The 10,641-nt window shown below is 37.2% G+C and carries 11 protein-coding genes; 7 read left to right on the top strand and 4 right to left on the bottom strand.

Annotation, left to right across the window (positions count from 1 at the left end):
• Positions 1–245: 245 nt before the first annotated feature.
• Positions 246–779 carry a peptide deformylase gene (gene def, locus P9B04_RS07030; protein WP_342054285.1) on the bottom strand — a complete coding sequence of 178 codons (534 nt, stop codon included), beginning with the start codon at positions 777–779 and terminating at the stop codon, positions 246–248.
• A gap of 132 nt (positions 780–911) precedes the next feature.
• Here def and P9B04_RS07025 point away from each other — a divergent pair, with 132 nt between their 5' ends.
• From P9B04_RS07025 to P9B04_RS07015, 3 genes are all read left to right on the top strand, one after another.
• A complete protein-coding gene (locus tag P9B04_RS07025) occupies positions 912–1,685 on the top strand; it encodes an ABC transporter ATP-binding protein (RefSeq protein WP_342054284.1) in 774 nt (257 codons plus the stop codon).
• A gap of 125 nt (positions 1,686–1,810) precedes the next feature.
• On the top strand, positions 1,811–3,529 hold the full coding sequence (locus P9B04_RS07020) for an ABC1 kinase family protein (RefSeq protein WP_342054283.1): 1,719 nt from the start codon (positions 1,811–1,813) through the stop codon (positions 3,527–3,529).
• A 10-nt stretch (positions 3,530–3,539) separates the two neighbouring features.
• Positions 3,540–3,902 (top strand): hypothetical protein, encoded by a 363-nt coding sequence (locus tag P9B04_RS07015; RefSeq protein ID WP_342054282.1) that lies wholly within the window; start codon positions 3,540–3,542, stop codon positions 3,900–3,902.
• Between the two features lie 72 nt (positions 3,903–3,974).
• On the opposite strand, the gene P9B04_RS07010 is transcribed toward P9B04_RS07015, so the two are convergent.
• On the bottom strand, positions 3,975–4,316 hold the full coding sequence (locus P9B04_RS07010) for a histidine triad nucleotide-binding protein (RefSeq protein WP_342054281.1): 342 nt from the start codon (positions 4,314–4,316) through the stop codon (positions 3,975–3,977).
• A 78-nt stretch (positions 4,317–4,394) separates the two neighbouring features.
• Positions 4,395–4,727 (bottom strand): hypothetical protein, encoded by a 333-nt coding sequence (locus P9B04_RS07005; RefSeq protein ID WP_342054280.1) that lies wholly within the window; start codon positions 4,725–4,727, stop codon positions 4,395–4,397.
• Between the two features lie 160 nt (positions 4,728–4,887).
• Here P9B04_RS07005 and P9B04_RS07000 point away from each other — a divergent pair, with 160 nt between their 5' ends.
• The 4 genes from P9B04_RS07000 (at position 4,888) to P9B04_RS06985 (ending at position 9,876) form a co-directional block, all read left to right on the top strand.
• Positions 4,888–5,676, top strand: coding sequence for a M15 family metallopeptidase (locus P9B04_RS07000; protein ID WP_342054279.1), 789 nt, complete (start codon positions 4,888–4,890; stop codon positions 5,674–5,676).
• Between the two features lie 17 nt (positions 5,677–5,693).
• Positions 5,694–6,554, top strand: a complete 861-nt coding sequence (locus P9B04_RS06995; RefSeq protein ID WP_342054278.1) for an SWIM zinc finger family protein — start codon at positions 5,694–5,696, stop codon at positions 6,552–6,554.
• Entirely contained in the window at positions 6,551–7,102 is a 552-nt protein-coding gene (locus tag P9B04_RS06990; protein WP_342054277.1) for a hypothetical protein, read from the top strand. The genes P9B04_RS06995 and P9B04_RS06990 overlap by 4 nt, the downstream gene beginning before the upstream one ends.
• 74 nt (positions 7,103–7,176) lie before the next feature.
• Positions 7,177–9,876: a DNA methyltransferase gene (locus tag P9B04_RS06985; protein WP_342054276.1), complete on the top strand. Its 2,700-nt coding sequence runs from the start codon at positions 7,177–7,179 to the stop codon at positions 9,874–9,876.
• A gap of 43 nt (positions 9,877–9,919) precedes the next feature.
• On the opposite strand, the gene P9B04_RS06980 is transcribed toward P9B04_RS06985, so the two are convergent.
• Positions 9,920–10,213, bottom strand: a complete 294-nt coding sequence (locus P9B04_RS06980; protein ID WP_342054275.1) for a hypothetical protein — start codon at positions 10,211–10,213, stop codon at positions 9,920–9,922.
• Positions 10,214–10,641: the final 428 nt, after the last annotated feature.

Genomic DNA, 10,641 nt, shown 5'->3' with positions numbered 1-10,641 from the left:
ATGTTTGGCCTAAGTTTTCGCAGCGAGTGACCCCTGGCTTTTTGAGAAGATACAGCTAATTGATCAATTTGAGGTGAAGTAGGAAGGGCGTTAACGGGTGTAGGAAATAATCCGATAGCAAATGGCATCAACCAAATAAAACGACGCAACATAGAATACCTTATGACAAAATACTTTACCTAAAAGTGTAAAACAAATAACCTTAGTTGCCATTGGTGGGATCACCGATGATCGTATAAGAAAAGTTAAGACTTTATTTGAGAGACTTCCCCAGATTCTTTATCCATTAAATCTTCGGATTTTTCCACCCTGTCAATAAATAAAATACCATCAAGATGATCCAATTCGTGCTGAAATATTCTAGCTACAAAATCACTTAATTCTTGCCGATGTGACTCACCATAACGGTCTAAATATTCAACTATAATTTCTCGATATCTGGGGACTAAACCCCTGACATCAGGAACACTTAAACACCCCTCCCAACCTTTAACAATTTCATCGCTGTGGGAGATAATACTGGGATTAATCATTGCAGTAGGTTCCATAAGAGGCGCATCGGGATAACGAGGGCTAGGACGGGAACAAATGATAAATAAACGGTAAGATTGATATACCTGGGGTGCAGCAATTCCTACACCATTAGCATCCCTAGCTGTGGTCAATAACCTATCAATAAGTTGCTGTAACTTTTCATCACCAATGTTTCTAACCATCTCAGCTTTTTGTCTTAAGATGGAATTACCAACTTGAGCAATTTCTAAATTAAGGTTTGTCATAGATATTTGTCTATTTTAAAAGTTCTGTAGCAGTGTATATCTATTATGGCTTCTTTTATAGGATACGAACATTAAGTGTGCTGTTACAAAGTCAAGCCTATAATTAAAGTATAAAAATGATCTAAGTTAGTTATGATCGGACAAAGTACCTCTTTAACTGAGAATTCCCTTCCAAACCATCAATCCGATGCCCACCATCCTACTATTATTCGTTTAGAAGAAATCACCAAAATCTATGGAAGCAACAATACAAAAGTAAAAGCCTTAGATACGGTTAACCTAAACATCGAAAAAGGAGAGTACTGCACCATAATGGGAGCATCCGGTTCAGGAAAATCGACGATGATGAATATTATTGGTTGTCTTGACCGTCCCTCATCAGGAAACTACTATCTAGATAGTATGGACGTGTCTAGATTACCCGATGCTCATTTGGCTGGCATTCGTAATCGGAAAATAGGTTTTGTCTTTCAACAATTCCATCTTTTACCCCAAATGACCGCCCTAGAAAACGTTATACTACCAATGGTTTACGCCGAAGTTTCCCCGTCAGAACGACGTGAACGGGCCCTCGAAGCATTGGAAAAAGTGGGTCTAGGAAATAGAGTCAACAATAAACCCAATCAACTCTCAGGGGGACAACAACAACGGGTAGCTATTGCTAGAGCGATCGTCAATCAACCCGTGCTTTTACTGGCCGACGAACCCACAGGTGCCTTGGACTCTCAAACAACCGAGGAAGTGCTGGGAATTTTTGAAAGTCTCTATCAAGCAGGTATCACTGTAGTAGTAGTCACCCACGAGTCAGAAGTGGCCCGTCATTCAAGGCGAGTTATCTGGTTTCGGGATGGTCAAGTGATTCATTCTCACCTTGATCCTCAAGAGCTACATTCGGTTATTGATTAAGAAATATTGCGAAAAAGAGGAAAATCGGAGATAATGAAAAGATAAAATACTCATATTTTTGTATATCAAAACTTTAAAATCCTTTCTTTCCTTACTTTAGAGTTCAGAGGCAATAGTAGACGCTTGTGACTTGGCAAACAACCGAACCAGACCATCCCAGTTTCGACCTTCAACGGCAAAAACGCTATGATGCTGCGGCAATCGCCCGTTATTACCGCTTACGTCCTTGGGAAGTGATTAAACGAGCCATAACCATTATCTGGTCTTTTGGCTGGTTTTTAATAAATTTACAATGGGATCAGTGGTTTAACCCCGATAAAGACAACAAACAGAAGTGTGCAAGACAACTAAGACAAGTTTTAACTCGTTTGGGTCCCACCTTCATCAAAGTAGGTCAAGCTTTATCCACCCGTCCCGATTTGATTCGTCCCGACTTCCTAGAAGAACTAATCAAGCTACAAGACCAACTACCCCCCTTCGATAATAAAACAGCTTTTTCTATCATAGAAAAATCTCTGGGGACTACTATCGATCAAGCTTACCGAGAAATTTCCCCACACCCAGTAGCAGCAGCCAGTTTAGGGCAGGTTTATCGTGCCGTGCTGCACACCGGCGAAGAAGTAGCGGTCAAAGTGCAAAGACCGAACCTTAGACCTATTTTAACCCGCGACCTATTTTTGATGCGCTGGGCAGCTTGCCAGTTTGGTCGCTTTTTACCCCTTAATTTAGGCCACGATTTAACCCTAATTATCGATGAATTCGGCGTTAAATTATTTGAAGAAATCGACTACGTAAACGAAGGTAGAAACGCAGAAAAATTTGCAGCTAACTTTCGAGGAGATGAGGACGTTAAAGTTCCCCTCATTTACTGGTCCTACAGTGGCGATCACATCCTAACTTTAGAGTGGATACAGGGTTACAAACTAACCGATACCGACAGAATCGTAGCGGCTGGACTCGACCCTTATGAGATCGTTAGAATCGGTGTAACATCGGGGTTAAGACAACTACTAGAACACGGATTTTTCCATGCTGATCCCCATCCAGGCAACCTGTTTGCCACCCTCGATGGCCGTATGGCTTTTATCGATTTTGGCATGATGGATCAGCTAGAAGAAGACACAAAAGAAACCATTGCTAGTTCGGTTGTACAACTAATCAACCAAGATTATAAAGCCCTAGCCAGGGACTTTGTGCAATTAGGCTTTTTGACCCCAGATACGAACATTGAACCGATTATTCCTGCATTAGAAAAGGTTTTGGGCAATGCCATCGGTCAAAGCGTAGGAGACTTCAACTTCAAAACCATCACCGATGATTTTTCGGAATTGATGTACGAATACCCCTTCCGAGTTCCCGCAAAATTTGCCCTGATTATTCGTTCATTAATCACCCAAGAAGGATTAGCCCTTAGTCTCGATCCCGATTTCAAAATTGTGGAAGTAGCTTACCCCTATGTAGCGAGACGACTATTGACAGGAGAATCTGCCCAACTGAGAAGGCGACTTATAGAAGTATTGTTCAAAGATGGCAAATTCCAGTGGCAACGATTAGAAAACATGATTAATATTGCCCGTTCGGACGGACAATTTGATTTGTTGCCAACGGCGCAATTAGGACTACAATATTTGTTATCTGACGAAGGGAGATATTTACGGCATCAATTATTGTTAGCTTTAACAGAAGACGATCGCTTACATACCGAGGAAGTCCAACGGATCTGGGCTTTGATTAGCGATGATCTTCAACCTCAACAATTATTTGGTGTTGCTATGAAGGCATTTCAACAATTCTCAACCGCGGGAGTTGCGGCCATTCTTCCCAATACAAACAGTATCAATTAACCTATCATTTATGTATTATTTACCTCAGCCTCCCTATTTCCTAATTGCCGCCGGTTTATTCATTGGTATCACCTGTGGTTTAGCCTTTGAAGCTACCTTAAAAACCCAGGTTCATGCCATGTTAAGAAAGCCGGCCGATCAAATGCTAAAAAATTCGGGTTTACAGATCCCCTTTTTAGGTATTTGCGTCGGTATTTGTGTGTTTCTGTCTTCTGGGTTAGAGATTTTTCTCTTTAACCGTTTGCTATCCTACGCCATTTCTTTACCCATGACCATTTTTATAGCTGCGTTGGTATGGATTCAGCTAGTAAGCGTCTTAAAGCAACTAAAAGAAGGTGGCTCAAAAGCGATCGATTTAGATGCTTTTTATTAAGAATAAATTATCGAGTAATAACAAAGTAATTTAAGAAATTTGGGGGCTTAATAATACTAAGCCCCTACTTTTTTAACCAGGTGGCCAAGTTAGCGATCGACCACCTAAAATGTGTAAGTGAAGATGATCGACGGTTTGACCTCCATCGTCTCCATTATTAATAACGACGCGGTAACCATTACTTAAACCTACTTGTTGGGCAACCTTTTTTACAATTACTAAAAGATGTCCCAATAGGTTTTGATCCTCATCTTGCGCCTCTTCTAGTTTTGGGATAGGTTGTTTAGGAATGACTAGAATATGGGTCGGAGCTTGAGGATTAATATCAGTAAAAGCTAAACATAAATCGTCTTCATAGACGATATTAGCTGGTATTTCTCGACGAATAATTTTACTAAAAATAGTATCAGTCATTGTCACACTAAATCACTAACAATTTTTTATCTTACCATTGAGAGGATTTCAATTATTTACTGATCTAGAGGCATGAATTTAGACAATAACCTCCATAGGACTACCTGTTTTTGGTGGGGGATAAATACGAATTCTTGCTCGTTTTCCTAATTGATGTAAATGCTCGCTAACAGTTTCTAAAGATTTGAGAATTTGCCAAGTTAAGCCATTTCTAGGACAAATCAAAACCAAAGTTATACCGTCACGGCCAGTGGTCAAATTCCAGCCACATTTTGATAATAAAATTTGGGTTTCTTCATCACAAGAATTATAAAACAAACGGCTAACCGTATCATTGAATTCCCAACATAATTCAAGATCATTGGGAACCCAAGAGGGTAAATCATCGGGAGGTAAAAAGGATGGATTCATGATAAATGTCAGGAATTTCTTATCTAATCCAATTTTTGTATAAAATGTTACAGAAGTCAACCATGAATTGTATGTTCAATCATCGCCAATAATGAGGATAAACACTAATAACCGACTCTACCCTATAAAATAGAAATAGGGGTTGATCTCATAGCTATCAATGAAAGATAAACAACAAAAAAGACCACTCGAGGATATTCCTGAAGCGTTGCGAGATATTCCTATTTCTCCTAGATCTTCATCTTTAAACCCTAAATGGATTATGTTAGGGTTAGCAGGGGTTGCTATACTCACCTTGGGTACATTGGGTGTAGTGCGTCTGTTTTCTTCTCCCTCCCCAACCAATACGGTATCTGTTGAACCCACTCCCTCACCGAGTCCCACCCCTGAACCTGAAAAGATTGAAAATATTTTGGGTCATTTGCCTTACGAAGAAGCCAACCCCACTCAACTAAAAGCCATTACTGGTGATGGGAGGATTAAACTGAGAAATAAGGCAGCTGATAGCTTCTTACAAATGCAACGAGATGCACGTGCTAGTGGTATTGTTTTAACCGCCATTTCCGGGTTTAGAACCGTTGAACAACAAGAATATTTATTCTTTGAAATTAAGCGTCAGAGAAATCAAGATACTCGCAAAAGGGCCCAAGTTAGCGCACCTCCAAAGTATAGCGAACATCACACAGGGTATGCTATTGATATTGGAGATGGTCAGGTTCCTGCTACTAATTTAAGTGAGAATTTTGAACAGACTCCTGCTTTTCGGTGGTTAGAAAGTAATGCAGCTAAGTATAGTTTTGAGTTATCTTTTCCTCGTAATAATCCTCAAGGTATTAGTTATGAACCTTGGCACTGGCGATATGTGGGGGATGCTGAGAGTTTAAAGACGTTTTATGAGGCTCAACAATTACAAAACACCTCTTCTTCTGAGGAAAATACAGTTAACTAATGTGAGATTAAATTAAGATGACAACAGCTAATACATTGAACAATAATAGTAATTTACCTCAACAAGAATGGTGGGTAATTCGTTGGTTAGAATTATTGGATTCTTATCGGTTTAAAAAGCGACTAGAAAGAGCAAGGAATTATGCCAGAGAAGGCCATGTATTGAGTATTGAGTTTTCTGGATTTGAGGTACTAGCTAAGGTGCAAGGAACAGAACCAGAACCTTATCAAGTTTCTCTTTCTCTTGAACCTTTTACCGATGAAGATTGGGATTTTATTATTCAAAGTTTGTCAGAAAAAGCTATTTTTTCGGCTCAGCTACTATCGGGTAAAATGCCTGATAATATTGAAAAGGTCTTTACTGATAATGGTTTAAGCATCTTCCCCTTTAGGTTATCAGAGGTTCATTCCCATTGCACTTGTCCCGATAAAGCTAACCCTTGTAAACATATTGGTGCTATTTATTATCAATTAGCGGAGAGATTTAGGGAAGATCCTTTTATTATTTTTCAGTTAAGAGGAAGAAACAAAGAGCAAATTTTGGAAGGGTTAAGGAATTTACGCCAGCAACAAATTAATCAGCAGGAAAGTAGTTTAAATAATTCTCAAGAAATAGTTAATTACCATCAAGAAAATGAGGATAAAATAGCCGAAGAAAATCAGCCATTAGATGTAAAACAATTTTGGCAATATCAAGAACCTTTAGACCCTTCTTTGGTAGTTATAGTTCCTCCTGCAGATAATAAAACTGTCTTGGATGTTTTGGGAAGAATACCTTTAGCTTATGAAGATGCAAAAGTAGTTAAAGACTATTTGCAACAAATCTATCAAACGGTTTCACAACAAGCAATGATGACAGCTTTAAGAAGAGACGAATGAGCAAAAATACATCTACTTTATATTTAATTTGTCCTGGGTTTCATGAGAAGAAAGTAACTGATAGTTTTGTAGAGACTATTACTAATTATTTTCCTCATCTAGATAACCTGTTGATCTTTCCTACCCTTGAATATCCCCCGTATTCTGGGTTTCATCTGGTAGAGTATTTACAAGAAAAATGCCAGAAAAAAACACAAAAATTAATGTTTATTGCTTTCAGTGCAGGAGTTGTGGCTGCAGTTACTGCTGCTTGGCAATGGCAATTGCAAGGGGGTAAGATTAAGGGGTTAATTGCTTTCGATGGTTGGGGTGTTCCCTTACTGGGTAATTTTCCTATCTATCGCATTAGTCACGACGAATTTACCCATTACAGTTCTGCTATCTTAGGTAAGGGAGATTTGAGTTTTTACGCTGATCCTGCAGTTGATCATTTAGGTTTGTGGCGATCGCCTGATCAAGTTAAAGGTTGGATGAGCGAAGCATCAGGAAGAGATCAAACTTTTTTGTCTCCCCTTTCTCTAATGGAGTTTTTAGATAAGGTTCTATAGCATCTTAGAGTGTATGAGACATAGCATGCCTAAAGTACCCTATACACTACTTACAATCACACACTTTTTTGAAAATGTCAAGTGCTACCCCAAAAAATCTAGATCAATTTATTGAGTTCTGCCAGAAATATATCACAGGAAAAGAGCGAAAAGAGGCGCAAATTTTTTTAGATAGATTCTTTCAAGCTTTTGGTCATGAGGGGGTAATAGAAGCAGGGGGAAGTTATGAGGAAGCTATTAAGAAAGGGAGTAAAAAAGGTAAGACTGGTTTTGCTGATTTAGTCTGGAAACCTCGGGTTTTAATTGAGATGAAAAAGCGGGGAGAATCTTTAGATAAACATTATTCTCAAGCCTTTGATTATTGGACAAGATTAGTGCCGAATCGGCCTCGTTATGTGATCCTATGTAATTTTGATGAGTTTTGGATTTTTGACTTTAATTTACAGATAGATGAACCGGTTGATATTGTGGCACTTTCTGATTTAAAAAATCGTGCTAGTGCTTTTAATTTCATGGAGTTGGGGAACTGTATTCCTGTGTTTAAAAATAATCAGGTTGAGATGACAGAAAAAGCAGCAATACGTATGGGAGAAGTTTTTAAAATGTTACAGAAAAGGAGTAAAAAAGATGATTTTAATGAATTGCAAGCACAGCGTTTTATATTGCAGTGTGTGTTAGCAATGTTTGCACAAGATCGGGATTTATTACCGAGAGATTTATTTTTGTGTTGTGTGAAAGATTGTTTAAATGGAGCGAGTTCTTATGATGTTTTGGGAGGGTTATTTCGGGAAATGAATCAACCTGGAAAAACTCCTGCTGGACAATATCAAGGGGTAGATTATTTTAATGGGGGTTTATTTGCTCAGATACAACCCATAGAGTTAAATAGACAAGAATTGGAATTTTTAGAAGCGGCATCTCTTGAAGATTGGAATAAGATTCGTCCCGCTATTTTTGGTAATCTTTTTGAGGGGACTATCAACGAAGATGAACGTCATGCTTATGGGATTCATTACACTTCAGAAGCGGATATTATGAAGATTGTTAGACCGACAATTAGTCGTTATTGGGAGGAGAAAATAGACGCAGCTAAAAACATTGGAGAATTGAATCAATTACAATTAGAGTTACAACAATATAGGGTATTAGATCCCGCTTGTGGTTCAGGTAATTTTTTGTATGTTGCTTATCAAGAGTTAAAGCGTATTGAAGAGTTATTATTAAGCAAAATATCTGAGCGTCGTAGGTCTAAAAATGAACAGATGATGATGGGTTTCGTCACCCTTAAACAGTTTTATGGTATGGATGTTAATCCCTTTGCAGTGGATTTATCGAGGGTCACATTAATGATTGCTAGAAAAGTTGCTATTGATAAGTTTAATTTGACAGAAAATTATTTACCTTTGGATAGTTTGGATAATAATATTCTTTGTCAAGATGCTTTATTTAATGACTGGGTTAAAGCTGATGCCATTATCGGTAATCCTCCTTTCTTGGGAGGTAAACATCTGAGAAAAAATTTAGGGCATGAGTATAGTGATAAGGTTTTTAAAAAGTATTCAAAGGTTAAAGATTCTGTAGATTTTTGTGCCTATTGGTTTCGCTTGGCGCATGAAAATATAGAAGAAAAAGGTCGTGCTGGTTTAGTGGCAACCAACTCTATTTGTCAGGGAAAAAGTCGGGTTGCTGCATTAGACTATATTACTCATAATGGGGGTCATATTCATGATGCTATTTCCAGTCAACCTTGGTCGGAAAAAGCAAATGTTCATGTTAGTATTGTTAATTGGTGTAAGCAACAACCTGATAAATATTATTTAGATGATAATCAAGTCAGTCAAATTAATTCTTCTCTACAAGCTCATATAGATGTTTCCATTGCTAAGATATTAAAAGCAAATAAAAATAAAAGTTTTCAAGGTATTATTCCAGTGGGGAAAGGATTTTATATTGATTGCTCACAAGCTGAAAAATGGCTCAATATTGATACTAAAAATCAAGAGGTTTTAAAGCTTTCTTGTTCTGCTGATGATTTAACCAGCCAACCTCATGGAAAAGCAAGTAGATGGATAATTGATTTTAATGATATGTCTCTAGAAGATGCAAGCCATTATAGTTTACCTTTTGAATATCTGAAGGTCAAAGTTAAACCAGAAAGAGATCATAATTCAAGAGAAAAGACTCAATTAAATTGGTGGAAATTTGGAGAAAAAAGACCAGCAATGAGAAAAGAAATCAAAGATTTATCTTTTTATTTTGCTATTCCTTCACATTCAAAATGGTTTATATTTTTACCTATCCCTACTGAATTCTTAGCTAATAATTCAATTCATGTTGTTGCTTCTGATGATTTTTATATCTTAGGTGTTTTGACATCAAACATTCATAGACTGTGGATAAAAGTAAACAAGTCTACTTTAGAAACTCGCACCCGTTACACTCCTACAACTTGTTTTGAGACGTTTCCTTTTCCCCAAAACCCTACACCAAATAATGTTGAGAATATTCGTAAAATAATGGTACAACTCCATGATTATCGAACCCAACAAATGAACAATAAACAATGGGGAATTACTGAACTATATAATAAATTTTTTAATGAACCCAGCAGCAAACTTCATCAACTGCATCAACAACTAGATAATGCTGTCATGGAAGCGTATCAATTTAACCCTGATAATGATATATTAGAGAGACTGTTAACCTTAAACTTAGCATTAGCAGAAAAAGAAAACAAAGGAAAATCGATTATTGGCTGTTGGTGTCCTCAATAACAAAATAATTTAGAATTTTAAAATATTAAACTGAAAACTGTTATTAAAGCCAAGTAGAAACCGATCGCAACACACTAGGAATAGGAGTATCCACATCAAACTCTAACATAGTTTCTGAGTCCCCTAAATATCCCGACTCAGCAAAAGATAATAACATTCGGGATAATGCAACCCAAACCACTTCATCAAATTCCCAATCTTTTCCTTTTCTAGAATAACAACTAATAGATTTTAAGGCCCAAAAATAACTATTTCTTACAATCGATCCACCCTTTTTATAACTCGGTAAATCTTCTTGACTAATATATAAAATTTCATCTTTTAAATAAACTTTCATAACAGAAAAGACACTATTTGGCTATTTCTTTACCTATCAAATATAATTATCTACACCAATTATTATATCATAGTTTTTTACACTACTAAACAGAATGGCAAAAATAGGGTGAATAATTTTCACCCTAGTTAATTAATAATAATTCAATCATTGGCATCAGAAAGATGATGTTATCCATTATCACTCATTTTGTTAGACAAAAAACTTATCTAATGTCCATGTTCAGTTGTTGATTAAGTAATCCATTCCCACCGGTTTGTTGAGTGACTTGGGTTTGATTACCGTCCAATTTAATCAGCACTGAACCCGAAGAAGGATAATAATTACCTTCAACAGTAATGAGATAACTTCCCTGACGTAAATAGTTAGATAAATCCAGAAATGTTGAATGTCTTTAGAAAACTTTACATATCAAATTAGACTAACCC

It is taken from the genome of Crocosphaera sp. Alani8, assembly GCF_038442745.1.
GTDB lineage: Bacteria > Cyanobacteriota > Cyanobacteriia > Cyanobacteriales > Microcystaceae > Crocosphaera.
The sequence above is the reverse complement of the archived record's forward strand: the minus strand, read 5'-3'. Positions and strand labels throughout refer to the sequence as shown.

Excerpts from the sequence above, each read along its gene's own strand:
- def (WP_342054285.1), bottom strand. The coding sequence starts at position 779 with ATGACAAACCTTAATTTAGAAATTGCTCAAGTTGGTAATTCCATCTTA.
- P9B04_RS07025 (WP_342054284.1), top strand. The coding sequence starts at position 912 with ATGATCGGACAAAGTACCTCTTTAACTGAGAATTCCCTTCCAAACCAT.
- P9B04_RS07015 (WP_342054282.1), top strand. The coding sequence starts at position 3,540 with ATGTATTATTTACCTCAGCCTCCCTATTTCCTAATTGCCGCCGGTTTA.
- P9B04_RS07010 (WP_342054281.1), bottom strand. The coding sequence starts at position 4,316 with ATGACTGATACTATTTTTAGTAAAATTATTCGTCGAGAAATACCAGCT.
- P9B04_RS07005 (WP_342054280.1), bottom strand. The coding sequence starts at position 4,727 with ATGAATCCATCCTTTTTACCTCCCGATGATTTACCCTCTTGGGTTCCC.
- P9B04_RS07000 (WP_342054279.1), top strand. The coding sequence starts at position 4,888 with ATGAAAGATAAACAACAAAAAAGACCACTCGAGGATATTCCTGAAGCG.
- P9B04_RS06995 (WP_342054278.1), top strand. The coding sequence starts at position 5,694 with ATGACAACAGCTAATACATTGAACAATAATAGTAATTTACCTCAACAA.
- P9B04_RS06990 (WP_342054277.1), top strand. The coding sequence starts at position 6,551 with ATGAGCAAAAATACATCTACTTTATATTTAATTTGTCCTGGGTTTCAT.
- P9B04_RS06985 (WP_342054276.1), top strand. The coding sequence starts at position 7,177 with ATGTCAAGTGCTACCCCAAAAAATCTAGATCAATTTATTGAGTTCTGC.
- P9B04_RS06980 (WP_342054275.1), bottom strand. The coding sequence starts at position 10,213 with ATGAAAGTTTATTTAAAAGATGAAATTTTATATATTAGTCAAGAAGAT.